The organism is Streptomyces albicerus, from assembly GCF_008905045.1.
Lineage (GTDB): Bacteria > Actinomycetota > Actinomycetes > Streptomycetales > Streptomycetaceae > Streptomyces > Streptomyces albicerus.
The window spans coordinates 115,547-140,575 of the sequence record NZ_VWMY01000029.1; the positions used below are offsets into that span (position 1 = coordinate 115,547).

Genomic DNA, 25,029 nt, shown 5'->3' on the forward strand with positions numbered 1-25,029 from the left:
CCTCTGTCGGTGCGGCGGTCTACCGTACGGACATGCACGGGGACCAGGCCACACTCAGGCGGCTCGCCGACGCGGCGCTCGCCATCGTGATCGGCGCCGTCGTCGTGTCCGCGGCGGCCTTCGACGAGGACACCGCGGCGGTCGACTACGTGCTGATGGTGGCCGGTTCGCTCGCGCTGGCCGCGTACCGCAAGGCACCCCGCGCGGTCCTCGCCGTCACCACGGCCGCCCTGACCGGCTATGTGCTGCACGCCCACCCCAGCCCCTTGTCGGCCCTCCCGGTGGTGGCCGCCGTCCACACGGCGGCCCAGGCGGGGCATCGAGGCGTGGGCGCGGTCGCGAGTGCCGTGTTCCTCGGGGGATATCTCGCGACGGGCCCCACGACACAGGACACGGTCGAGCGGACCGCCCTGCTCGCGGGCTGGTTCCTGTGCGCGGTCGTCACCGGCCTCGCCGGACGCAACTGGCAGGCGTATCTGCGCCAGACCGAACAGCGCGCCCTGGAGGCCGAACGCACCCGCGAGGAAGCCGCCCTGCGCCGGGCGGGCGAGGAACGCCTGCGGATCGCGCGGGAGTTGCACGACTCGCTCACCCACAGCATCTCGATCGTCAAGCTCCAGGCGGGCGTCGCCGTCCACCTCGCGCGCAAGCGCGGCGAGGAGATACCCCCGGCCCTGCTCGCCATCCAGGAGGCCGGCGGCGAGGCCATGCGCGAACTGCGCGCCACCCTGGAGGTGTTGCGCACCGACGAGCCGACCGGCACCCCGGCCCTCCTCGTGGAGCGCGCCCGCGCGGCAGGCCTCGCGGTGGACCTGACCGTCTCCGGCCACGAGCGTCCGCTGGCGGCGACCGTGGACCGTGCCGCGTACCGCATCGTCCAGGAGGCCCTCACGAACGCCGCCAGGCACGCAGGACCCGCCAAGGTGGCGGTCCAACTACGGTACGGCGAGGGCGAGTTGGCGATATGCGTGGACGACGACGGCACCGCCGACCCGTCCCGGCCGACCGCCGAGGGCACCGGGCTCACCGGTATGCGCGAACGCGTCACGGCGCTCGGTGGCTCGCTGTACGTCGGCCCGCGCGCGGAAGGCGGCTTCTCGGTACGGGCCCGACTGCCGCTGGAGCACGTGTGATCCGGGTCGCGCTGATCGACGACCAGGCCCTCATGCGCGCCGGGTTCCGGGCCCTCCTGGACGCTGAGGACGGCATCGAGGTGGTCGGCGAGGCCGCCGACGGGGCGCAGGGCCTGGAGCTGGTGCGCGCGCACGTCCCGGACATCGCCCTCGTCGACGTCCAGATGCCGGTGATGACAGGCATCGAGGCGACCCGCCGCATCGCCGCCGACCCCGAACTGGCGGGCGTGCGCGTGGTGATTCTGACCAACTACGGCCTGGACGAGTACGTCTTCGAGGCGCTGCGGGCCGGTGCCAGCGGGTTCCTGCTGAAGGACACCGAGCCCGCCGACCTGCTCCAGGCCATCGAGGTCGTCGCGCGCGGCGAGGCACTGCTGTCGCCGTCCGTCACGCGCACGCTGATCGGCGAGTTCGTGTCCAGGCCACCGGACCGGGCCAGCGCACCCGGCCTGGAATGCCTCACCCGCCGCGAGCGCGAGGTCACCGCGCTCGCCGCCCGCGGTCTCACCAACGAGGAGATCGCCGCCCACATGGTCATCAGCCCCTTCACGGCCAAGACCCACATCAGCCGCGCGATGACCAAACTCGCCGCGCGCGACCGTGCCCAACTGGTCGTGTTCGCTTACGAGTCGGGGCTGGTCACGGCACGGGAGCGGGCGGAGTGACGGCACGAAGAGTGGCGGAATGTCGGCACGCGGTGGGGCGGAGTGACGGCTTCCGTCGAGCTCTCGTGTGATGATCGGCGCGTGATCGCGATACGCCCGAGGCCCGTCCGCAGCGCCGCCCTCGCCGGCCCGCTGGTGCTGCTGCTCGTGCTGGGTGCGAGCGGGTGCGGGCTCTCCGCCGAACTGGACCGTGAAAGCAACCCCGAACGCAAGCCCACACCGACGCAGACCCTGGCGATAGTGCCGCCCCCGCCCCCGTCCGCGACCCCCAGGCCGTCTCCAGCCGTACCCGACCAGCAGGCCGAGGACTGCCCGCCGTCCGGCCTGCGCTTCCGGGCCGACGCAGGGGACGCGGCCATGGGCCTGCGCGCCATGGGGCTCGACGTCACCAACTGCGGTGACCGCCCGTACAAGTTGAACGGCTACCCCGACATCACCGTCCTCGACGCTTCGGGCGACCCCTTCCCGGGCGTACGGACCGTCGAAGGCACCGACGAGGTGTCCATGGCACCGGAGGACCCCGGCCCTCGACCGCTGACCCTCGACCCGGGCGAGACCGCACACGCGTCCCTGTACTGGCGGATGCACGCCGAGGACGGCGTGTACCTCCGGGTCGCCCCGGAGAAGGGGCAGGACACCGTGACGGTACGCCCGCCCCACCCCCTCGACATAGGCCCGGAGAACATCCTGGGGACGACGGCCTGGCAGCCCTCGGAGCCGGGAGAGCGGGAGCCTGCGTACGATCGGCCGACGGCCGCCCCGTAGTGAGGAGTTCCCCGTGTTCACGACCCGCCCCACTCTCCAGGGCACCTTCGGGATGGTGTCCTCCACGCACTGGCTCGCCTCGCAGTCGGCGATGGCCGTGCTGGAGGACGGCGGCAACGCGTACGACGCCGCCGTCGCCGCGGGTTTCGTGCTGCACGTCGTTGAGCCGCACCTCAACGGGCCCGCCGGCGAGGTGCCGATCATCCTCGCCCCCGCGGGCGGGCAGGTACGGGTGCTGTGCGGGCAGGGCGTGGCACCGGCCGGAGCCACGATCGCCCACTACAGGGCACTCGGTTTGGATCTCGTACCCGGTACCGGGCCCCTCGCGGCCGCCGTACCGGGCGCCTTCGACGCGTGGATGCTGCTCCTGCGCGACCACGGCACGAAGTCCCTCGCGGATGTCCTGAAGTACGCCATCGGGTACGCCGAGGACGGGCACGCGCCCATGGTGCGCGTCGGCGAGACCGTCGAGACGGTACGGGAGCTCTTCGAGACCGAGTGGACGTCGTCGGCCGACGTGTACCTGCCGGGCGGGCGGCCCCCGACACCGGGCGAGCTGTTCCGGAATCCCGCGCTGGCCGCGACCTGGAAGCGGCTGATCTCGGAGGCCGCCCAGGCGGGTGAGGACCGGATCGCGCAGATCGAGGCCGCGCGGCGGATCTGGCGCGAGGGCTTCATCGCCGAGGCACTGGTACGGCAGGCGGGCCGGCCCACGACGGACACCAGCGGCGAACGTCACGCCGGCACGCTGACGGCCGCCGACCTGGCCGCCTGGTCCGCGTCCTACGAAGCCCCGGCCACATACGACTGGCGGGGCTGGACCCTGTGCAAGGCCGGTCCCTGGAGCCAGGGCCCGGCGCTCCTCCAGCAGCTGGCCCTGCTGCCGCCGGAGCTGCCGCGGTACGGCTCCGCCGAGTACGTGCACCTGCTGATCGAGGGCTGCAAGCTCGCGATGGCCGACCGGGAGGCCTGGTACGGGGACGCGGACGAGGTGCCCCTGCGGGAGCTGCTGTCGGAGGAGTACAACGCCGCGCGCCGGGCCCTGGTCGGCGAGAAGGCCTCCTACGAGCTGCGGCCGGGCAGCCCCGGAGGCCGGATCCCGCGGCTCAGCGGGCACGCGCGCGTGGTGGCCGCTGGGGAGGCCGGGTTCGACGCGCTCGGGGTACCGGGGGCGGGGGAGCCGACCGTCGCCAAGCGGCCGACGTCCCCCGTGCCCGGAGAGCCGGATGTCTCGGCGGACGGCGGTACCCGGGGCGACACCTGCCACCTGGACATCGTCGACCGCTGGGGCAACATGGTCGCCGCCACACCCAGCGGCGGCTGGCTGCAGTCCAACCCGGTCGTGCCCGAGCTGGGATTCCCGCTCGGCACCCGGCTCCAGATGGCCTGGCTGGAGGAGGGACTGCCCAACTCCCTCACGCCGGGCCGCCGTCCGCGTACGACGCTCACACCCTCGCTCGCGCTGCGGGACGGCGTGCCGGTCATGGCGTTCGGCACGCCCGGCGGCGACCAGCAGGACCAGTGGCAGCTGCACTTCTTCCTGGCCGTCGCCCTGCGCGCGGAGGTACGCGGCGGCCTGGACCTCCAGGGCGCCATCGACGCGCCGAACTGGCACAACGACAGCTTCCCCGGCTCGTTCTACCCGCGCGGCATGCGCCCCGGCAGCGTCACCGTCGAGTCCCGCACGGAGCCGGACGTCGTCGAGGAACTGCGCCGCCGAGGCCACGACGTGATCGTCGGCGAGGCCTGGTCCGAGGGACGGCTGTGCGCGGTGGCGCGCGACCCGCGGACCGGCGTGCTGTCGGCGGCGGCGAATCCGCGCGGAATGCAGGGGTACGCGGTCGGGCGCTGACCCGCGCCCCGCTGGCCCGCGCCGCGCTGACCCGGTGACGCCGACCTCCCGGTGCCCACCTGGCGTCGGCCCTCTCGGCGTCGGTCTCGCGGCACTGACGTCCTGGCGCTGATCTCCGAACCCCGGTTGTTCATGGTGATTCCACCCGTGATGCACCGGCCGGGTGGGGATTGTCAGTGGCGCGTGCTCTCATGGAGTCATGATCGGAGACATCGAAACCATCGACGAGTTTCTCGCCCACCGCACCACCGACGTAGAAGAGGCCGTCCGCAAGGCGGCCGCCGCCGAGATCATGCCGCGCTTCCGGCAGCTCGCGGCGCACGAGATCGACGAGAAGAGCGGCCCGCACGACCTGGTCACGGACGCCGACCGCAAGGCCGAGGAGTACCTCACCGAGGCGCTCGTCAAGCTGCTGCCCGGCTCGGTCGTGGTGGGCGAGGAGGCGGTCCACGCCAACCCGGTGACGTACGAGGCGCTCAAGGGCGAGGCGCCGGTCTGGATCGTCGACCCGGTCGACGGCACCCGCCAGTTCGTCCACGGCGACCCCGGCTTCTGCACACTGGTCGCGCTCGCGCAGGGCGGGGTCCTGCTGGCGTCATGGACGTACGCACCGGCCCGTGACCAACTCGCCGTCGCCGTCCGGGGCCGGGGCGCCCTTCTCGACGGCGAACCCCTCCGCGCCGGCTCGCCCACCCCCGGCCGCGACCTTGAAGTGGCCCACTCGCACCCTGACTACACGACGGACGACCAGAAGCGCGCGCTCCTCGGCCTTTGGACCGAGGGTGTCGGCCCGCGCGCGTGCGGTTCGGCCGGGCTGGAGTATCTTGCCGTCGCCCGGGGCGAGTTGGACGCCACGGCGTTCAGCTGGGAAGCAGCCTGGGACCACGCGGCGGGGATCCTGCTCGTCGAGGAGGCGGGCGGCGCGCATCTGACGCTCGCCGGAGAGCCGTTCCGGATAACCGGCGGCAACGCGCTGCCGTTCACGGCGGCGCGGGACGCGGCCACGGCCCGCCGTGTGGTGGGACTGCTGTCGGGCGGAGCCTGACCCGTGGCGCGGCGGGGCTGAGGCGGGGCTGTAGGAGGCCCGGCATATCCTGATCCCCAGTGGCCATCGGCTGACAAAGGAGTCCGAAGGTGCCGTCGATGCTCGATGCCGTCGTGGTGGGTGCGGGGCCGAACGGACTGACGGCTGCCGTGGAGCTGGCCCGCCGCGGCTTCTCCGTGGCCGTCTTCGAGGCGCGCGACACGGTCGGTGGGGGCGCCCGCACCGAGGAGCTGACCCTGCCCGGCTTCCGGCACGACCCGTGTTCGGCGGCGCATCCCCTGGGCATCAACTCACCCGCGTTCAAGGCGATGCCCCTCGGGCGGTACGGCCTGGAGTGGCTCCAGCCCGAACTGCCCATGGCACACCCCTTCCTGGACGGCACGGCGGCTGTGCTGTCGCGCTCCGTGGCCGAGACGGCGGCCTCGTTCGGACCGCGCGACGCGGGCGCGTACCGCAGGCTCGTCGAGCCCTTCACCTACAAATGGGACACCCTGGCGCGGGACTTCATGTCGCTGCCGCTCACCGCGCTGCCCCGCGACCCGGTCACCCTCGCCCGCTTCGGACTGGTCGGCCTGCCGCCCTCGACGTGGCTGATGCGCAGGTTCCGCGACGAGCGGGCCAAGGCCCTGTTCGCCGGACTGGTCGCGCACGTCATGGCTCCGCTGGGCGGGCTCGCGACCGGTGCCGTCGGCCTCGTCTTCGCGCTGGCCGCGCACGCCCGCGGCTGGCCCGTCGCCCGCGGCGGCTCCCAGTCGATCTCCGACGCGCTCACCGCGTACCTCAAGGACCTAGGCGGCAGCGTCCACACCGACTACGAGGTCAAGCGTCTCGACGACCTGCCGCCCGCGCGCGCGTACGTCTTCGACACCTCGCCTGCCGCGCTGAGCCGGATCGCGGGCTTCGGGCGGTACTACGAGCGGTACCGGTACGGGGCAGGCGTCTTCAAGATCGACTACGCCCTCGACGGACCGGTGCCGTGGACCGCGAAGGAGCCGCGCACCGCCGGCACGGTGCAGGTCGGCGCCAGCAGCAAGGAAATCGGGACCGCCCTGCGAGCGGCGTCCCGGGAGGGCCGGGCCCCCGACGCGCCGTTCCTGATCACCGTGCAGCCCAGCGTCGTCGACCCGACCCGGGCACCCGACGGCAAGCACGTGTTCTGGGCGTACGGCCACGTTCCGAACGGCTGGACCGGGGATCTCACGGACGCCATCGAGCGCCAGCTGGAGCGGTTCGCACCCGGTTTCCGGGACCGCGTCCTGGCCCGCGCCACGGCGGGCCCGCCGGAACTCGCCGTCCGCAACGCCAACTACGTGGGCGGTGACATCGCCTGCGGCGCGGCCTCCGGCCTGCAGCTGATGCTGCGGCCCAAGCTGTCCCTGTTCCCGTACAGCACCCCGCATCCGGCGGTGTTCATCTGCTCCTCGGCCACCCCGCCGGGGCCCGGCGTCCACGGAATGTCGGGGCACAACGCGGCCAAGGCCGTGTGGAGGAGGCTGCGCCAGTCATGACGGCCATCGAGCTCGTCCAGGGCGACATCACACAGCAGAGCGTGGACGCGATCGTCAACGCCGCGAACTCCTCCCTGCTGGGCGGCGGAGGCGTGGACGGCGCCATCCACCGCCGCGGGGGTCCCGAGATCCTCGCCGAGTGCCGCAAACTCCGCGCCTCCCACTACGGCAAGGGCCTGCCGACCGGTCAGGCCATCGCCACCACCGCGGGCAAGCTGGACGCCCGCTGGGTGATCCACACCGTCGGCCCCGTCTTCAGCCAGAGCGAAGACCGCTCGGAGCTGCTGGCCTCCTGCTACCGGGAATCACTGCGAGTCGCCGACGAGCTCGGCGCGCGGACCGTCGCGTTCCCGGCCGTCTCCGCCGGTATCTACGGCTGGCCGATGGAGGACGCCGCCCGCATCGCGGTCGGGACGGTGCGCGATACCGAAACGGCGGTCACCGAGGTCAGGTTCGTCCTCTTCGACGAGCGGGCGTACGAGGCGTTCGCGGCGCAGGTCGGCTGATACGGGGCGCTCGTGGAGCAGGTCGGCTGATACGAGGCGCTCACGGCGCAGGTTGGCTGATACGAGGCGTTTGCCGCGCAGGTCCACCGACGGGACCTGCGCGAGGCCGTCACCCTCACGATCACACAGAGTCCGACAGCATCATTGCTCCGATTGTGTTCGGGTCCTAGGGTTTCTTTGGCTCAGTAGGTGCCTTTGTCCTCAGCAGTCGTGTTCTGGCCTGACATCAACTTCCGTATGCCAACAGCATTCGACAAGATCTGACGCTCCCTCAGTTCGTGCACCCCACTGTCGTACCGAGGAAGGCCACAGCCATGCCGCACCCGCACCCGCTTCCGCACATGTCGCCCGTCAGCCGCCGTCGACTTCTTGAAGGCGGCGCCGCCGTCCTCGGTGCGCTCGCCCTGTCCGCCTCCGTGCCGCCCGCCGCGGCGTTCGTGGCCGGCCGGCGCGAGGCGGTGGACGGCTCCCCGGAGTGGAACGGCGCCATCGACGTCTTCCAGCTGGGCACCGAGCCACCGCACACCACGCTGATGCCGTACGCCGACGTCAGACAGGCGCTGGCCGGTGACCGCACGCGCTCGCCGTACCGACAGAGCCTCGACGGGAAGTGGAAGTTCGCCTACGTCGACCGCCCCGACGACCGGGACACCGACTTCTACCGCACCGACGTCGACGACAGCTCCTGGGACACCATCCCGGTCCCCTCGGCCTGGCAGCTGCACGGCTACGACTTCCCGATCTACATCAACATCACCTACCCGTGGTGGGGTCCCAACGGCCTGGGGGAGGAGGCGCAGCCCCCGGCCGCGCCGACCCGGTACAACCCCGTCGGCCAGTACAGACGGACCTTCACGGTTCCCCGGAACTGGTCGGGGCGGCGGACCTTCCTGCACTTCGAGGGCGTGAAGTCCGCCCACTACGTATGGATCAACGGCGAGTTGGCGGGCTACCACGAGGACTCGTACGTCCCCGCCGAGTACGACATCACCCCGCACCTCAAGCCCGGCACCAACCAGATCGCGGTGGAGGTGTACCGCTACTCCGACGGCGACTGGCTGGAGGACCAGGACATGATCCGGCTGAGCGGCATCTTCCGCCCGGTCTATCTGTACTCCACCCCGGCCGTGCACCTGCGCGACTTCAAGCTGGACACCCCGCTGAGCGACGGCTACACGGCCGCCGAGCTGTCGGTCACCGCGAGCGTGCGCGACTACGGAGGTGGCAGAGATGGCAGAGATGGCAAAGGCGGCGGCGGATCAGGGGCGTACTCCGTCGAGACCCAGCTCTACGACGCGCGCGGACACGCCGTCTGGTCCCGTCCACTGCACCAGTCCGTCGACCTCGGCTCCGCCCCGGCAGGCGAGGACGTGACCGTGCGGGCCGCCAAGGCCGTGCCCGCGCCGAAGCTGTGGTCGGCCGAGGACCCGAACCTCTACACGGCCGTACTGCGGCTGCGCGATCCGGCGGGCAAGGTCGTCGAGACCCTCTCGCACCGGGTCGGTCTCCGGGAGTTCGCGCTCAAGGACGGGCTGATGCGCATCAACGGAAAGCCCGTGTCCTTCCGCGGCACGAACCGGCACGAGATGCACCCCGACCGCGGCACCGCGCTCACCCGCGCGGACATGGTCGAGGACATCGAGATCGTCAAGCGGATGAACATGAACACCGTCCGCACCTCGCACTACCCCAACAACCCGCTCTGGTACGAACTCGCCGACGAGTACGGCCTGTACCTCGTGGACGAGACCAACCTCGAGACCCACGGCATCCGCGACGAGTACCCGGGCGACCACGCCGACTGGACCAAGGCGTGCGTGGCCCGCGCGAAGAACATGGTCCACCGCGACAAGAACCACGCCTCCGTCGTCATCTGGTCGCTCGGCAACGAGGCCGGCGGCGGCAGCACCTTCGTCGCCATGCACGACTGGATCCGCTCCTACGACCCGACCCGCGTCATCCAGTACGAGGGCGACGACCGCCCGGGGATCAGCGACATCCGCTCGGAGATGTACGAGACTCCCGCGCGCGTCGAGGCCCGCGCCAAGGACACCGCCGACACCCGGCCGTACGTCATGATCGAGTACTCCCACGCGATGGGGAACTCGAACGGCAACTTCAAGAAGTACTGGGACATCATCCGCCGCCACGACGTGCTGCAGGGCGGCTGGATCTGGGACTTCGTCGACCAGTCCCTGAGCGAGCAGACCCCGAAGCGCGTGCTGTTCACCGAGGCCGGACCCGGCTCGGTACGCGGGGAGATCCAGGCGGGCAGCGCGACCTTCGACCGAGAGAAGGGCGTGTCCGGCAGCACCGTCTTCGCCCGCGACGCCGGCCTCGACATCACCGGCTCCCTGACGCTGGAGGCCTGGGTCACCCCGCGCGTGACCGGCTACCACCAGCCCCTCATCGCCAAGGGCGACACCCAGTACGCCCTGAAGCAGACCAACAAGAACCTGGAGTTCTTCATCCACGGCGGCGGCCAGTGGGTCACCGCGACCTGGGCGCTGCCGGACGGCTGGACCGGCAAGGAGCACCACATCGCGGGCGTCTTCGACGCGGAGGCCGGCACGCTGACGCTCTACGTCGACGGCGAGGCGAGGGCCACCCGGACCACCACCCGGCGGCCCGACAGCAACACCGCACCGCTCGCGCTCGCCACCGACGTGGACAACCCGACCCGGGAGTTCAGCGGCACGATCCGGCGGGCGCGCGTCTACGCCCGCGCCCTCTCCGCGACCGAGCTCGCGTCGGACGGGCGCGGCCCCGGCGACGACGGAGTGCGGTTCTGGTTCGACGCGGCCACCGTCAAGGTCACCGAGAAACGGCCCAAGGAGCGCACGTTCTTCGCGTACGGCGGCGACTGGGGCGACAACCCCAACGACGGGAACTTCGTCGCGGACGGCATCGTCACCGCCGACCGCGGACACACCGGCAAGGCCGCGGAGGTCAAACAGGTCTACCAGGCGATCAACGCCGCCCCGGCGTCCGGCGACTCCCTCACCGCCGGAGCCGCGGTCACCCTCACCAACGAGTACCTGTTCACCAACCTCCGTGATTTCGACGGCAGTTGGGCTCTCGTCGCCGACGGTGAGGTCGTGCGGCGAGGGAAGCTGAGCCGCGCCCAGCTGGACGTTCCACCGCTCAGCAGCAAGGACGTCACCGTGCCCGTCAAGCTGCCGGGCGACCCGGCGCCCGGCACGGAGTACTTCCTGCACCTGTCCTTCACCACAAAGGAACCCACGAAGTGGGCGAAGGCCGGCTTCGAGGTGGCCAAGCAGCAGCTCGCCGTCGACGCGATCAGCCCGGCCGTGAAACCCGTACCGCTGGAGAGCGTCCCGACGCTGCGCCACGACGTCGGCGACAAGTCCGTCACGGTGAAGGGCAGGGGCTTCTCCGTGACCATCGCCAAGGACAGCGGCGTCATCACGTCGTACGAGTCCCGCGGCACCCGGCTCATCACCTCAGGACCCGCACCGAACTTCTGGCGCGCGCCCACCGACAACGACAGGGGCAACAGTCAGCACATCCGCAACCAGACCTGGCGCGACGCCGGTGCCCGCCGCAAGGTGACGGACGTGGCCGTGCGCACCCTGCGCGACAGGGCCGTCGAGATCAAGGTCAGCGGCACGCTGCCCACCACCGTCGAGTCGACGTACACCACCACGTACACGGTCTTCGGCAACGGCGAGATCAAGGTCGACAACACCCTGCACCCGGGCGCGGCGACCCTGCCCTACATCCCGGAGGTCGGCACCCTGCTGTTCCTGCCGGGCCGTCTGGAGCGCCTGCACTACTACGGCCGGGGCCCAGAGGAGAACCACTGGGACCGCAACAGCGGCACCGATGTCGGCCGGTACTCCGGAACCGTCTCCGGGCAGTGGACCCCCTACATCCGCCCGCAGGAGAACGGCAACAAGACCGACGTCCGCTGGGCCGCCCTGACCGACCGCGGCGGTGCCGGACTGCTCGTCTCCGGTGAGCCGCTCCTCGAGGTCAGCGCCTCGCACTTCACACCCGAGGACCTGTCGGTCGGGGCGCGCCACGACTACCAGCTCACTCCGCGCGACGAGGTCGTACTGAGGCTGAACCACCGGCAGATGGGCGTGGGCGGCGACAACAGCTGGGGCGCGCACACGCACGACGAGTTCAAGCTGTTCGCCGACCGCGACTACTCCTACACCTACCGGCTCCGCCCCCTGACCGACGTCGACAAGGCGATGGCGGCCTCACGCCGGCCCACGGCAGGGGAGTTCTCCGGGTAGCAGCGACACACCCACCGTCCGGTCCCCGATCCGTTCGATCCCGTGTTCGGGTCGGCATAGTCTCAACTCAGCTGCGGGACAAGCGGCTTGGGGACCGTACGGGTGAGGGGCATGGTGCACGACGACGAACTGATCCGGCCGCTGTCGGAGTTGGTCAACTACCCGGTGCTAACGCCGGGCTTGCACAACGGGCGTCAGTGGCGGTGACGCTGCGTTTGCGTCCAGACCCACTCCGGCGGTGCTGCCGGGGCGGGGCAGGGGCCGTTGACCGAGCCCCGCGTCGCCACAACTCCCAGGCGCGAGCCCGGATGTTACGGGAGCCGTTCCGGTCTGTGTGATCAACGAATCCGCAGGTCCGGCATGCGAACCGGGCCTGGGAGACCCGGTTCGCCTTGTCTGCGTGCCCGCATTCGGCGCAGGTGCGGGACGTGTACGCCGGATCGACGTGCACCACCGCTACCCCTGCCTTGCGGGCCTTGTACGCGATGAACTCTCCGAGCTGGTGGAACGCCCAAGAGTGCAGGGTGGCCCGTTGGGGCTTGTGAAGCCGTACCCGCTCGCGGATGCCTGTCAGATCCTCCAGGGCGATTCCGCGACCGGTGCGTTCTGCCTCGGCCACCACATGTTTCGCGATCTTGTGGTTGATGTCCTTGGTCCTACGGGCTTCCTTGCGGCGCCGTTTCTTCAATCGGCGCTTGGCGGACGGGGTGTTCTTCTTCTGCAGCTTGGCCCGGAGCCTGCGTTCCCGGACGCGGACGCGGTTGAGTTCGCGTCCGGCCATGATCTCGCCGTCCGAGGTGGTGGCGATGTTCACGATGCCGAGATCAATGCCGAGGAAGTCCACCGGATCGGTGTTCAGCGGCACTTCGGGGACCTCGCAGGTGGCCAGCAGAAACCACATGCCGTCGCGGCAGAGCAGGTCGGACTCGCCCTGCCGGTACCGGGACAGGAAGGTCAGCTGCTCGGGGGAGGCGGTGAACGCCACGTCCTTGACGCGTCCTGCCACCGTCCAGATCGAGACCCGGAGCCGATCGTGCTGCCAGGACAGCATCCGGTCGTCGTACGGCTGCGCGCCCTCGGACCAAACCCCGATCTGAGGAGGGGGAGAACAGTTGTCTACACCCTTCAGGCCCACTTGGTCTTCACCCCGAAATGCCGGCGCGGCCCCTTCACCGACCAGATCCTGGTCCGCTGCGAGGAGATCATGCGGGACGTGTGCACGGACTTCGGCGCCGAGCTGACCGAATTCAACGGTGAACGTGACCACGTCGACCTCGTCTGGCCGCGGCCGCGGCCAGCAGCCGAGCCGAGCAACCGATCCCGGAGATGGCCCGGACGGCGGCGGGCCCGGATCCGTACCCGTACCCGTACCCGGAAGCGGCCGACTGGCGGACCTCCTGGCCGCTGCCGCACGAGTTCGTGGACGTCCCGGGCAACCATCTGACCCTCCTCCAGGAGCACGCCCGTACGACGGCGTCCGCGGTTCGCGAGTGGATCGGCACCCTGGACCGGGTGGAGCACGGCCGGTGATGCCTCTCGCCCGAACTTCCGGCCGGTCGGTCGGCAAGGCCTCAGGCGCCCGGCTCGGCGCGCGCAGGGGTCTGCCGTCCGCCCGTCGCCACCACGGCGACGGCCAGGAGCACGGCCAGCACCCCGTACCCGTACGTGAGCGTGGCCGCCGTCGCCACCGCGCCGACGAGCAACGGGCCGCCCGCGTCGCCTAGTTCGCGGCCCACCTCGGCCGCGCCCATGGTCTGGCCGAGCCGCTCCCGGGGCGTCGACGCGGCGAGGGCGGCGAAGCCGAGCGGGGTGATCAGGCCCGTGCCGACCCCGATCAGGGCCGCGCCGAGCAGCACCCCGAGCAGGCCGGGCAGCATCGCGCAGGCCAGCCCGACGGCCGTGGTGGCCAGTCCGGCGGCGATTCCGGTACGCGCGGTCAGGCGCCCGGAATCGAGCGCCCGCCCGGCCCGCGGCTGGACGAGAGCCGCGCACAGCGCGAGCACCGACACCGCGGCCCCGGTCGCCACCGTGCCGAGCCCGGCCGCCGCACCGGAGACGGGCAGGAAACCGACACCGACGGAGAGCGCGGCGGTGGCTGCGGCCAGGGCTCCGGTCGGACGAAGGAACGCGGGGTCGGTCAGCCGGCGGGCCAGGTCCAGGACCGTCTGCCGGTCGCGCGGCAGCGGCGGTACGCGTGGCACGGCGGCCAGTGCCCAGCACGCGACGGCCGCCCCGAGTACCGCCAGCACGGCGAACAGCAGCCGCAGCCCGCCCAGCCACACCAGCAGGCCGCCGAGCAGCGGGCCGAGCGTGTAGCCGAGGGACTTGTGGAAGCCGTAGCTGCCGAAGGCCCGGCCGTGCTTCGCCGCCGGATGGAGCCGGGCCACCAGCGCGGACGCGGCGGGGGAGAAGGCCGAGGCGGCGGCGCCCTGGCCGAGGCGGGCGGCCCACAGCCAGCCCGGGCTGTCGGCGGCGACGTACGCGGCCGAGGCGAGCGCGAAGCCGACCAGCCCGCCGATCATCACCGGCCGTGCCCCGATCCGGTCGGCGAGGGTGCCGAACACCGGCTTCAGCAGCACCTCCGCGCCGTCGTAGAGGGCGAGCAGCCCGCCCAGGACCAGCAGCGAGGTCACCGCGTCGTCGCTGTAACCGCCCAGGTTGGCGGCGATGCCGTGCGCGCCGAACGCGGTGGTGAACCCGGCCGCGTACAGGGGCCACGCGTGGCGGCCCGGCCCGTCCGGCGGCCCGGGCGCCGGGCGGCGGTCCGGCTCTTCCGAAGTCCCACCGGTCACGATCCGGAACGTAGCAGCAGGCCGGGAGACGGGCCCTGAACGGCCCTTGGTGAAGTCCGGGGCGGTACCGCGCCCCGTAAGGGGCGCGGGGAACTGCGCGATCAGCCCCCACCGGCCCGCAGGTGCATCGGCGTTCTTCCAGCGGAGCGCTCAGGTAGATGTCGGATTCTCGCCAGCCACCGCCATGACCATGGCCGATGCTGGAAGGCATGCAGAACGGGATGCACACCGACACCGAGCGCTGCGTGCGCGCCGTCCAGTCGAAGGACGCCCGATTCGACGGATGGTTCTTCACGGCGGTCCTGACCACGCGGATCTACTGCAGGCCGAGCTGCCCCGTCGTGCCGCCGAAGCCGGAGAACATGACGTTCTACCCGAGCGCCGCCGCCTGCCAGCAGGCCGGATTCCGGGCCTGCAAGCGCTGCCGCCCCGACACCAGCCCGGGCTCGCCCGAGTGGAACCAGCGCGCCGACCTCGTGGCCCGCGCGATGCGGCTGATCAGCGACGGCATCGTGGACCGCGAGGGCGTGTCCGGGCTCGCGACGCGCCTCGGCTACAGCACCCGGCAGATCGAACGCCAGCTCTTCGCCGAACTGGGCGCCGGACCGCTCGCCCTGGCCCGCGCCCAGCGCGCCCAGACCGCCCGCCTCCTCATCGAGACGACTCCGATCCCGATGGCCGAGATCGCCTTCGCGGCGGGCTTCTCCTCCATCCGCACGTTCAACGACACCGTCCGCGAGGTCTTCGCCCTCTCGCCGAGCGAACTGCGCACCCGGGTGCCCAGGAACCGGGCCAACTCGTCAGGCACACCAGGGGTGTTGAACCTCCGACTGCCCTTCCGGGCCCCGCTGAACCCCGACAATCTCTTCGGTCACCTCGTCGCCACCGCCGTACCCGGTGTGGAGGAGTGGCGCGGCGGCGCGTACCGGCGCACCCTGCGCCTGCCCTATGGCCACGGCGTCGTCGCGCTCACCCCGACGTCCGACCACATCGGCTGCCGGCTCACTCTCAGCGACATGCGTGACCTGACCGTCGCCATCAGCCGCTGCCGCCGCATGCTCGACCTGGACGCCGACCCGGTCGCGGTCGACGACCAGCTGCGCACGGACCCGCTGCTGGCCCCGCTCGTCGACAAGGCACCGGGCCGCCGGGTGCCGCGCACGGTCGACGAGGCCGAGTTCGCCGTACGGGCCGTGCTGGGCCAGCAGGTGTCCACGGCCGCGGCCCGCACGCACGCGGCGCGCCTGGTCACCGCGCACGGCGAGGCGGTCGACGACCCCGAGGGCGGCCTCACGCACCTCTTCCCGTCCGCCGAGGCACTGGCCGCACTCGACCCCGAGGCTCTCGCCATGCCGGCCACCCGCCGCACCACCCTCACCACGCTCGTACGCCAACTCGCCGACGGCACCCTCCACTTGGGCGTCGAGAGCGACTGGGCGGAGAGCCGGGCCCGGCTCCTCGCACTCCCCGGGTTCGGGCCGTGGACCGTCGAGGCCATCGCCATGCGCGCCCTCGGCGACCCCGACGCCTTCCTGCCCACCGACCTCGGAGTGCGGTACGCAGCCCGGGAGCTGGGCCTGCCGTCCACGCCCGCCGCACTCACGGCACGCGCGGCGGACTGGCGGCCCTGGCGCGCGTACGCCGTCCAGTACCTGTGGGCGACAGGCGACCACCCGATCAACTTCCTTCCAGAGGAGCCCCGTTGACCACCCCGAAGCAGCACACCGTCATCGACAGCCCGTACGGCCCGCTCACCCTCGTCGCCACCGACGGCGTGCTGTCCGGGCTCTACATGACCGACCAGCGCCATCGCCCACCCGAGGAGACGTTCGGCGAACCGGACGACACGCCCTTCGGCGAGGCGATCGAAGAGCTACGAGCCTATTTCGCAGGCGAGTTGAAGGAGTTCTCCGTCCGACTTCGGCTGGACGGCACCCCGTTCCAGCGCTCCGTCTGGGAACAGCTCCGCAAGATCCCGTACGGCGAGACCCGTTCGTACGGCGAACTCGCCGACGCCCTCGGCAATCCCAAGGCGTCCCGCGCGGTGGGCCTCGCCAACGGCAAGAACCCACTGGGGATCATCGTGCCCTGCCACCGAGTGGTCGGCGCGGACGGCAGCCTGACGGGCTACGGCGGCGGCCTCGAGCGCAAGCAGCGACTGCTGGACTTCGAGCGGGGAGAGCGGGGAGCGGCGCTGTTCTGACCACGACCTCGGGTCGCGATCAAGCTACCGGGGCGGACACCGGGAAGGCAGGGGGCCGGGCGCATTTGCCTGCTGCTTTCAGCGCCGCACAGGACTCGCCTATGCTACCGCCTCGAGGAGTCGGTATTCTTTCGAGATGTCTGGCGGAACACGAATTTGACAATAGGGGTGATATGGCGGCAAGTGACGTGCAGGTCTGGACCGGAATCGTCGGAACTTTCGCCACCGTTGGCGTCAGTGTTCTCGGGGTGCTGAACTTCCAGCGGAAACGGGACAGGTCCGCAGCGGTCGGGACGGCGTTCAGAGAAGTGGTGGAATCTCTGGCGTCGGACAACAAGACCCAACAGATGGCCGCGGCAATCCTGATGCGTCGATTCTTCGACAATAATTCTGAGCAGGGCGCGGGTCGGACGCCCTACGCGAATGAGGCAGTCGCCGTGATTGCCGGACTGCTCCGGGATTCTGAATCGGGTCAGATCCAGAAGGTGCTCGCCGACGGCTTACGATATGCGCCGTCCCTCTCTCGAGCCGACTTGCAAGGATGCAACTTGACGCGCGCCTACCTTGGACACAGGGAGGGCGACAAAAAGATTGTCGATCTCACGAATGCCGATCTCTTCGAAGCCGATCTCACGGGCGCCTCTTTGCGGGGAGTCACCGCATCTGGTGCAGTCTTCTATCGCGCGAAGCTCGTGAACGCCGTCCTGGCCAATGCCGTCCTGACCGGTGCCGATTTTCGAGAGGCGCAATTAGCCGGCGCCAACTTCGATGGCGCCCAACTCGGCGGCGCCCTTTTTTCGGGGGCCTCCGACGTTCCCGAGAACATAGCCGGAGTGTTGGACTCGAGTGGAATAGTAGTTAGCGAAGAACCCGAATGAAAATGAACGAGACAGACCTCTCCCGCATCTTCCTCGGGGCACCGTCCATCCTCACCCTGGATCAGCAGACGAAGCTGGAGCAATGGGTGGTCTGGCTTGAGGGACAATCGTTCCAGGTCATCCGTTTGGGGCGGGACGGCCATGGTGAAGATCCATGGCACACACTGCCCCAACTGCTTTCGCATGTCGACGGTGTCGTGCTGCTCGGATTCAGGCAACTTGACGCACGAAACGCCGTCTGGCGGCCGGACACCAAGGAGGAGGCGCTCTCGTCCAGTTGGTGGACTTCTCCCTGGCTGCAGTTGGAGGCCGGGATGGCGGTAGCTCTGGCACTGCCGGTGCTTGTCGCTTCCGAAGTCGGCGTCAAGGAGGGCGTGTTCGACGCGGAAGTCTGGAACGGTCGGGTGAACGGAGTGGAGCTGAGTACGCCGGGAACGGCGACGGACGACTGGCTGAACGCCGTCCGAGAGCGTCGGGACCGCCGCGCTGGCCCGGTGCCGCACGGTCCCTAGGAAGGTCAGCGACGGGAACCCCCGCCCTCGCAGTCTGCGTCCGATCGCACAGTGAGGTGCGGATTCCGAATCCGGCGGACATCATGGGGCAGGACAGGCATCCGGGGAGCGACGAGCCCTCCGGCGGGGGCAGGGGGAGCCCATGGCACAGCCGTTGGAGAACAGTGACCCGCGGCAGGTGGGGCCGTACCGCATCATGGGTCGCCTCGGATCCGGCGGGATGGGACGCGTCTACCTGGGGCGGTCACCGGGCGGCCGGGCCGTCGCGGTCAAGACCATCCGGCCCGAACTGACCGACGACCCCGAGTTCCGGCAGCGGTTCGCCCGGGAGGCGGCCGCCGCCCGCTCCGTGAGCGGGGCGTTCACGGCCGCGGTCGTCGACGCGGATCCGTACGGAGACCCGCCGTGGCTCGCCACCGTCCATGTCGCGGGCATCTCGCTCGGCGACACCATCGCGCGGCACGGACCGCTGCCCGAGTCCTCGGTGCTCGCCCTGGGCGCCGGCCTGAGCGAGGCACTCCAGGCCATCCATGCCGCCGGCCTCGTCCACCGGGATCTGAAGCCCTCCAATGTGCTGCTGGCTCCCGACGGACCCAAGGTGATCGACTTCGGGATCGCGATCACCGCCGGATCGAGCTCGCTGACCCGCAGCGGAGTCGTCGTCGGCACCCCCGCGTTCATGTCGCCCGAGCAGCTGACGGGCGGCCGTGCCGGTGCGCCCGCCGATGTGTTCGCCCTGGGTGGGGTACTCGTGTTCGCCGCCACCGGCGAGGGCCCCTTCGGGTCCGGTGCGTCGGTCGGCATCGGCTATCGCGTGGTCCATGACGAGCCCGGCCTGTCCACCGTCCCCGAAGGTCTGCGCGCGCTCCTCGCCCGCTGTCTCGACAAGGATCCGGCACGTCGGCCCACTGTCGCGGAGCTGCTCGCCGAGTTCGCCGGCCGCATCCTGCCCTCGCCCGGAGCGGCGTACGGCGAGGACACGGTCACCCTCGCCTTCCACGGCGGGGCCTGGCTGCCCGCGCCGGTGGCCGCCTCGGTGCGGCGCGCCGAGGCGGCCGGCGAAGCCCCGCCGCCGGAGGCGGGCCGGCGGGCCGCGCAAGCCGGCGTCGCGGTGGACCCCCGCCTCCCTGCGCGGCCTGAGCCCCTCGGAGAAACCGCCGCCGCACGCGAGATGCCTCGGTCACCGACTGCCGCCGCACCCGAGGGCCCGCGGTACTCCGGCGCGAGCACCCCCGGCCCCGTACCCGTACCACCGGGCGGTCCGCGCACCCTGACCGACGCGCAGCTGCGACCGCATCCGTCACCCGGGCCCTCGGGCAGCGGAACGCTTTCCGGGCCGGGCGGCGAAGGCGAAGGCGACCGCGACGCCGATACGCCGACCCGTCGCCGGGTGCTGATCGCGCTCGCCGGAGCGGGCACCGTCGCCGCCGTAGGCGTGGGCACCTACATGCTGGGCCGCGGCGACAAGGACCCCGGCAAGGACTCGGGCAACGACCCTTTGAAGGCGGGCACCGACCCGGCCCCGGGAAGCCGGAGATGGACCTACAGCACCGGAGGCCCCGTGGCGCCCGCCCTCCTCGCCGCGGGCGGGCTGGTGTACGCCGGCAGCAAGGACGGGAACATGTACGCCCTGGACGCCGGGACCGGAAAGCCGCGCTGGCAGTTCGGCACCGGCAACGGCGTCTACACCTGTCCGGCCGTGGCCGGCGGCATCGCCTACTTCGGCAGCGCCGACTACCACCTCTATGCCGTCGATGTGAAGACCGGCGAGCAGCGGTGGCAGTTCAGCGCGGGCGGAGAGGTCAACTCCTCGCCGGTTGTCGCCGGGGGAGTGGTCTACGCGGGCAGTGACGACGGCCGGCTGTACGCCGTGGATGCCCGTTCCGGCGACCGGAAGTGGACGTTCGCCGCCGAGGGCCGGATCCGCTCCTCGCCGATGGTGGCGTGGAGCAAGGTCTATGTGGGCAGCGAGGACTCCCGGCTCTACGGCATCGACGTGGCGACCGGGGAACGCCGCTGGGCCTTCGAGACGGACGGCGACGTCAAGTCCTCACCGGCGATCTCCGACCGCGTCGTCTATGTGGGCAGCTACGACGGCAACCTCTACGCCGTCAACTGCGACACCGGGGAACTCCGCTGGACCTTCGCCACCCGGGGCGGCGTCGGCTCCTCACCGGTGGTGTCCGGCGGAGTCGTCTACGTGGGGAGCGACGACGGCAATCTGTATGCCGTCGACGCCCTGACCGGGAAGGAGAAGTGGAAGTTCACCATCGGCGATGTCGTCTACTCCTCCCCGACCGTCCTCGGCGACGCCGTGTACGTCGGCAGCAAGAACGGCAACCTCTATGCCGTACGCACGGACACGGGCAAACGGCTGTGGACGTATCCGACCGGCGCGGACGTCCGCTCCTCACCCGCGGCGACCGGCGGCACGGTCTACGTGGGCAACGACAGCGGCACGGTCTTCGCGGTCAACGGCTGACCGCCCGCGCGCTCCGCTGGAGGGCCAGTGCGGGCGTCATCTGCGGGTCCGTTGTGGCTGGGCGCGCAGTTCCCCGTGCCCCTTAGGGGGCGCTGCCGAGTCTGCTCAGCAGTTCGGGCAGGGCGGTGCCGATGGGCTGCCGGATGATGTCGTCGGCGCGGTCGTCGTACGGGGTCGGCTCGGCGTTGACGATGACGAGCCGCGCGCCGTGGTCGGCGGCGACCCCGGTGAGGCCTGCGGCGGGGTGGACCTGGAGGCTGGTGCCGACGGCGATGAACACCTGGCAGGCCTTGGTGATCGCGAGCGCCTCGCCGAGCACCATGGGGTCGAGCCGCTCGCCGAACATGACGGTCGCCGACTTCAGGATCCCGCCGCACTCCAGGCACGGCGGATCCTCCTCCCCGGCCTCGACCCGGGCGAGGGCGTCCTCCATCGGCCCCCGCGCATGGCACTTCGTGCACACCACGCTCCGTGCGCTGCCGTGCAGTTCGAGCACCTTGCGGTCGGACAGCCCGGCCAGCTGGTGCAGCCCGTCCACGTTCTGCGTGATCACTCTGACCGGCACCCCGGCCCGCTCCAGCTCGGCCACCGCCCGGTGCGCGGCGTTCGGCTCCGCCCGGAGCGTGCGGTTCTTCCGGCGCATCTGCCAGGACTGGCGCCGGATTTCCGGATCGCTCATGTAGAACTCGTACGTCACGAGCCGCTGCGCTTCAGGATCCCGCCGCCACAACCCGTTCGGACCGCGATAGTCGGGGATCCCGGAGTCGGTGGAGATACCTGCGCCACTGAGGATGGCGACGAGGGGCTTGTTCATGCCCCGAGGGTAGGTCGCGGGGTGTGGAGCGGCGAACAGATATTGCGGGCCAGGGTTGTTAGCGATCCGGAGCCCGATCCGGAGCCCGATCCGGAGCCCGATCCGGAGCCCGAGCCCGAGCCCGAGCCCGGGCCGGGCGCCGCGTCCGGGGCCGGATCAGCCGGCCCGGTGCCCGTTCTCCAGCTCCGCCGCCCCCGTGCCCTCCGCGAGCACGTCCAGCGCGGCGAGCACGCGGCGGCACAGCGAGCCCGACATGTACTCGGTGAGTTCCCCGCGCGGTACGAGTCGCCAGGACAGCAGTTCCTCCTCCTGGAGGCGGATCGACTTGAACTGCTCCTCCTTCAGGACTCCGCCGTCGTACAGGTACGCCACGATCGGCGGCCGCGCGGCTCCTGGCACCCAGTCCACCGCGAGCAGCCGGCCGACCTCCAGGTCGAGGCCGATCTCCTCCAGCGTCTCCCGGTGGGCGCCCTGCCGCGGCGTCTCGCCGGCGTCGGACTCGACAGTTCCGCCGGGCAGCGCCCAGCCCTCGCGGTAGTTGGGCTCGACGAGCAGCACCCGGCCCTCGGCGTCACGGAAGAGCGCGGCGGCGCCGACGAGGACACGGGGGAGGCCCGCGATGTACGTGGCGTAGTCAGGAGTCGTCATTGGGGCAGCCTAACGAGGCCGGCAGGGCAGCCCGGCAAGGTCACCGGGGAGTAATCCTTACGAGGTCACCGCCCCGGCCCGCGAGTCCTCCTGCTCCGCCAACCGCACCGTGCGCTCGGCCAGTTCGCTGATCCGTACCCCGTCGAAGCCGAACACCGCGCTGTGCACGGTGTCCTCCAGCGGGTCCTTCCACTGCGGGGGGATCGCGGCGGCTCCGTTGAGGACGCCCGCGACGGAACCCGCGGTCGCGCCGTTCGAGTCGGTGTCCAGGCCGGCGCGGACCGTGAGGGTGATGGTGCGGGTGAAGTCGCCGTCGCCGTACAGGAGCCCGGCCGTGAGGACGGCGGCGTTCGGGATCGTGTGGATCCAGCCGAGCCCCGCCGTCTCCTCCGCGACTGTGTTGAGTGTGTCCTCCCAGCTCAGCCGGGTCGCGTGGAGCGTCTGTACCCGACGTACCGTGCGCGCCAGGCGGCTGCTGCCCGGGATCACGGTGAGCGCGGTGTCCAGGGCGTCCCGTACGGTCGGCGCGGTGAACGCGGCGGCCACCAGCGCCGCCGCCCACATCGCCCCGTACACCCCGTTCCCGGTGTGCGACAGCACGGCGTCGCGGCGGGCGAGGGAGGCCGCGCGGCGGGGCAGGCCCGGGCTGGTCCAACCGTGGATGTCGGCGCGGATGAGGGCGCCGATCCACTCCTGGTACGGATTGTCGTAGGTCGCCGTGAGCGGCGGCTTGAGCCCGTTCGCGAGGTTCCGGTACGCGGCGCGCTCCGCCGTGAACGTCTGCAGATACGGCAGCCGCAGCAGCCACAGGTCGCCCACCTGCTCCGTACTGAAGTCGAAACCGTGCGTCTCCAGGAGATGCAGGCCGAGGATCGCGTAATCCACGTCGTCGTCCCGGCAGCTGCCGTGGATCCGGCCGCGTACGCACTCACGCCACTCCGGGCGCAGTACGAACTCGTCACTCGGGCCGACCGGCTCCGGCAGGTAGTCGGTGAGCGGCAGCGCTTCGGCCTGCCGCAGGTAGCGGTCGATGCGGTCCCGCGTCCAGTGGTCGCCCTGCTCGACCGGTTTGCCGAGCATGTTGCCGGCGATCCGGCCCAGCCAGCCGCCGAGGACGCGGTCCTCAAGGTCGTCAACGCCCACAGGGGTCATACACCCGGTGTACCGAATTCCTGCCGTTCCTGCCCGCTTTACGTACATCCGTCACCGCACCACATGAGACGGTCGTCAGGTTTTATTCGTATTGCGCTTAAGGAGTCCCATGAAGCGGGTTGTGAGTCCCACGAGGTCGACGAACCGGTCGTTGAGCCGGTCGTTGCGGCGTACGACCGTCCTGGCGGCCGCCGCCTTCACCGCCCTGCTGGCCACCGGTGCGGCCCCCGCCCACGCGGCGCCCGCCGAGCCTCTGGTGAGCACCGGCGACGTGGGTGTGCGGACGGGCGATGTCGATGCGCTGGAGGACGTGCTGGAGCACATCAGCGTGCCGTTCGGGGGCAGCGGGACGCTGACGCACCAGCTGTACGACTCCCGCGGGGCCGACGCGGGCTGACCCGCCGCCGTCCGGCCGCCGCTGTCCGGGACGTGAGAACCGCCCTGGGCAGCGGCACCCTCCTCCGGTTAGGGTCGCAGCGGCGCGACTGCCTTGACGTGTGCAAGGCCTGAAGAGCAAGGGGAATGCAAGGTGGCGGACGCTGCAGTGAATCGGACCCGGAACCGGACCCAGCGGGTGCTCATCGCCGCGGACAAGTTCAAGGGCTCCCTCACGGCCGTGCAGGTGGCCGAGCGGGTGACGGCCGGACTGCACCGGGTCGCGCCGCGCGTCGAGGTCGAGGCGCTGCCGGTCGCCGACGGCGGTGACGGCACGGTCGACGCGGCGGTCGCCGCCGGGTTCGAACGGCGTGAGGTACGGGTCGCCGGGCCACTCGGGGACGAGGTCACCGCCGCGTTCGCGCTCCGCGGTGACACCGCGGTGGTGGAGATGGCCGAGGCCAGCGGGTTGCAACGGCTGCCGGCCGGGGCCTTCGCGCCGCTCACGTCGTCCACGTACGGGTCCGGGGAACTGCTGCGGGCCGCGCTGGACGCCGGGGCGCGGACGATCGTGTTCGGTGTCGGCGGCAGTGCGACCACGGACGGCGGGGCCGGGATGCTGGCCGCGCTCGGGGCGCGGTTCCTCGACGAGGACGGGGAGCCGGTGCCTCCCGGGGGCGGCTCCCTGGGGGAGCTCTCCACGGCCGACCTGTCCGGTCTCGACCCCCGGCTCGCCTCCGTCGACGTCGTCCTCGCGAGTGACGTGGACAATCCGCTGACCGGGCCCAAGGGGGCGGCGGCGGTGTACGGGCCCCAGAAGGGGGCCTCTCCCGACGATGTGGCGGTGCTCGACGCGGGGCTCGCGCATTTCTCCGCCGTCCTGGAGAAGGCGATCGGGGACAGGGCGGCGGAACACGCCGTCGCGCCCGGTGCGGGTGCCGCCGGCGGTATCGGATACGGGGCTCTCGTGGGCTTGGACGCGAGCTTCCGTCCCGGCATCGAGGTCATGCTCGACGTCCTGGGTTTCGCCCCCGCCCTCGAACGCGCGACGTTGGTCATCACCGGCGAAGGCTCCCTCGACGAGCAGACCCTCCACGGCAAGGCCCCCGCCGGCGTCGCCGCCGCCGCCCGTGCCGCCAACAAGGAGGTCATCGCCGTCTGCGGCCGTCTCGCGCTTCCTCCGGAGGCCCTCGGCAGGGCCGGCATCCGCCGCGCCTACGCCCTGACGGAGATCGAGCCCGATGTGGCTCGCTGCATCGCCGAGGCGGGGCCGATCCTGGAGGACGTGGGGGAGCGGATCGGCCGAGACTTCCTGACGTGACAGGCTGACGCGTCCAGGATCTTTTCTCGCCCCCGCCGCCCCTACCCGTCCCATCCTTCTGGGGCTCCGCCCCAGACCCCGTCGGGGGCCAGCCCCCGAACCCCCGCTCCTCA

At 71.3% G+C, this 25,029-nt stretch carries 20 protein-coding genes and 2 pseudogenes; 17 read left to right on the plus strand and 5 right to left on the minus strand.

The window, feature by feature from the left end; translation table 11 throughout:
* Window positions 1-32 precede the first annotated feature (32 nt).
* The 8 genes from GAS53_RS26485 (at window position 33) to GAS53_RS26520 (ending at window position 11,739) form a co-directional block, all read left to right on the plus strand.
* Entirely contained in the window at window positions 33-1,133 is a 1,101-nt protein-coding gene (locus GAS53_RS26485) for a sensor histidine kinase (RefSeq protein ID WP_151480212.1), read from the plus strand.
* Window positions 1,130-1,798 carry a response regulator gene (locus GAS53_RS26490; protein WP_151480213.1) on the plus strand — a complete coding sequence of 223 codons (669 nt, stop codon included), beginning with the start codon at window positions 1,130-1,132 and terminating at the stop codon, window positions 1,796-1,798. Before GAS53_RS26485 ends, GAS53_RS26490 begins: the two co-directional genes overlap by 4 nt.
* Before the next feature lie 81 nt (window positions 1,799-1,879).
* Complete coding sequence (locus GAS53_RS26495; RefSeq protein WP_192583288.1) at window positions 1,880-2,563, plus strand: DUF4232 domain-containing protein; 684 nt, start codon at window positions 1,880-1,882, stop codon at window positions 2,561-2,563.
* A gap of 13 nt (window positions 2,564-2,576) precedes the next feature.
* Complete coding sequence (locus GAS53_RS26500; protein WP_225859092.1) at window positions 2,577-4,415, plus strand: gamma-glutamyltransferase family protein; 1,839 nt, start codon at window positions 2,577-2,579, stop codon at window positions 4,413-4,415.
* A gap of 199 nt (window positions 4,416-4,614) precedes the next feature.
* Window positions 4,615-5,460 carry an inositol monophosphatase family protein gene (locus GAS53_RS26505; RefSeq protein ID WP_151480215.1) on the plus strand — a complete coding sequence of 282 codons (846 nt, stop codon included), beginning with the start codon at window positions 4,615-4,617 and terminating at the stop codon, window positions 5,458-5,460.
* A 98-nt stretch (window positions 5,461-5,558) separates the two neighbouring features.
* Window positions 5,559-6,968, plus strand: a complete 1,410-nt coding sequence (locus GAS53_RS26510) for a phytoene desaturase family protein (RefSeq protein WP_151480241.1) — start codon at window positions 5,559-5,561, stop codon at window positions 6,966-6,968.
* Window positions 6,965-7,474: an O-acetyl-ADP-ribose deacetylase gene (locus GAS53_RS26515; protein WP_151480216.1), complete on the plus strand. Its 510-nt coding sequence runs from the start codon at window positions 6,965-6,967 to the stop codon at window positions 7,472-7,474. The genes GAS53_RS26510 and GAS53_RS26515 overlap by 4 nt, the downstream gene beginning before the upstream one ends.
* Before the next feature lie 314 nt (window positions 7,475-7,788).
* Window positions 7,789-11,739, plus strand: a complete 3,951-nt coding sequence (locus GAS53_RS26520; RefSeq protein WP_151480217.1) for a glycoside hydrolase family 2 TIM barrel-domain containing protein — start codon at window positions 7,789-7,791, stop codon at window positions 11,737-11,739.
* Window positions 11,740-11,893: 154 nt separating this feature from the next.
* Here GAS53_RS26520 and GAS53_RS26525 read toward each other — a convergent pair.
* Window positions 11,894-12,817 (minus strand): annotated as a pseudogene (locus GAS53_RS26525) (RNA-guided endonuclease InsQ/TnpB family protein); the annotation flags it as partial.
* Between GAS53_RS26525 and GAS53_RS26530 the strand changes: the two are divergent.
* Window positions 12,773-12,991, plus strand: a pseudogene (locus GAS53_RS26530) (transposase); the annotation flags it as partial. The pseudogenes GAS53_RS26525 and GAS53_RS26530 overlap by 45 nt on opposite strands.
* Before the next feature lie 74 nt (window positions 12,992-13,065).
* Window positions 13,066-13,269, plus strand: coding sequence for a hypothetical protein (locus tag GAS53_RS55325; RefSeq protein WP_192583293.1), 204 nt, complete (start codon window positions 13,066-13,068; stop codon window positions 13,267-13,269).
* 41 nt (window positions 13,270-13,310) lie between these two features.
* On the opposite strand, the gene GAS53_RS26535 is transcribed toward GAS53_RS55325, so the two are convergent.
* On the minus strand, window positions 13,311-14,450 hold the full coding sequence (locus tag GAS53_RS26535; RefSeq protein ID WP_225859095.1) for an MFS transporter: 1,140 nt from the start codon (window positions 14,448-14,450) through the stop codon (window positions 13,311-13,313).
* A gap of 290 nt (window positions 14,451-14,740) precedes the next feature.
* On the opposite strand from GAS53_RS26535, the gene GAS53_RS26540 reads away from it, so the two are divergent.
* From GAS53_RS26540 to GAS53_RS26560, 5 genes are all read left to right on the plus strand, one after another.
* Window positions 14,741-16,237 (plus strand): AlkA N-terminal domain-containing protein, encoded by a 1,497-nt coding sequence (locus tag GAS53_RS26540; protein ID WP_318722858.1) that lies wholly within the window; start codon window positions 14,741-14,743, stop codon window positions 16,235-16,237.
* A complete protein-coding gene (locus GAS53_RS26545; protein ID WP_151480219.1) occupies window positions 16,234-16,734 on the plus strand; it encodes a methylated-DNA--[protein]-cysteine S-methyltransferase in 501 nt (166 codons plus the stop codon). The genes GAS53_RS26540 and GAS53_RS26545 overlap by 4 nt, the downstream gene beginning before the upstream one ends.
* A gap of 173 nt (window positions 16,735-16,907) precedes the next feature.
* On the plus strand, window positions 16,908-17,612 hold the full coding sequence (locus tag GAS53_RS26550) for a pentapeptide repeat-containing protein (protein ID WP_192583289.1): 705 nt from the start codon (window positions 16,908-16,910) through the stop codon (window positions 17,610-17,612).
* Window positions 17,613-17,614: 2 nt separating this feature from the next.
* Window positions 17,615-18,124, plus strand: a complete 510-nt coding sequence (locus GAS53_RS26555; RefSeq protein WP_151480221.1) for a hypothetical protein — start codon at window positions 17,615-17,617, stop codon at window positions 18,122-18,124.
* Between the two features lie 142 nt (window positions 18,125-18,266).
* Window positions 18,267-20,606 carry an outer membrane protein assembly factor BamB family protein gene (locus GAS53_RS26560; RefSeq protein ID WP_151480222.1) on the plus strand — a complete coding sequence of 780 codons (2,340 nt, stop codon included), beginning with the start codon at window positions 18,267-18,269 and terminating at the stop codon, window positions 20,604-20,606.
* A gap of 82 nt (window positions 20,607-20,688) precedes the next feature.
* On the opposite strand, the gene GAS53_RS26565 is transcribed toward GAS53_RS26560, so the two are convergent.
* The 3 genes from GAS53_RS26565 to GAS53_RS26575 all read right to left on the minus strand — a co-directional run bounded on the left by GAS53_RS26565 (window position 20,689) and on the right by GAS53_RS26575 (window position 23,220).
* A complete protein-coding gene (locus GAS53_RS26565; protein ID WP_151480223.1) occupies window positions 20,689-21,420 on the minus strand; it encodes an SIR2 family NAD-dependent protein deacylase in 732 nt (243 codons plus the stop codon).
* Between the two features lie 156 nt (window positions 21,421-21,576).
* A complete protein-coding gene (locus tag GAS53_RS26570) occupies window positions 21,577-22,068 on the minus strand; it encodes an NUDIX domain-containing protein (RefSeq protein ID WP_151480224.1) in 492 nt (163 codons plus the stop codon).
* Between the two features lie 57 nt (window positions 22,069-22,125).
* The gene (locus GAS53_RS26575) at window positions 22,126-23,220 is read right to left on the minus strand and encodes an ADP-ribosylglycohydrolase family protein (protein WP_151480225.1); all 1,095 of its coding nucleotides are present in this window, start codon (window positions 23,218-23,220) and stop codon (window positions 22,126-22,128) included.
* A 109-nt stretch (window positions 23,221-23,329) separates the two neighbouring features.
* Between GAS53_RS26575 and GAS53_RS26580 the strand changes: the two genes are divergently transcribed.
* A complete protein-coding gene (locus tag GAS53_RS26580) occupies window positions 23,330-23,617 on the plus strand; it encodes a hypothetical protein (protein WP_151480226.1) in 288 nt (95 codons plus the stop codon).
* A gap of 132 nt (window positions 23,618-23,749) precedes the next feature.
* Window positions 23,750-24,916, plus strand: coding sequence for a glycerate kinase (locus GAS53_RS26585; protein WP_151480227.1), 1,167 nt, complete (start codon window positions 23,750-23,752; stop codon window positions 24,914-24,916).
* The last annotated feature ends 113 nt before the right edge of the window (window positions 24,917-25,029 follow it).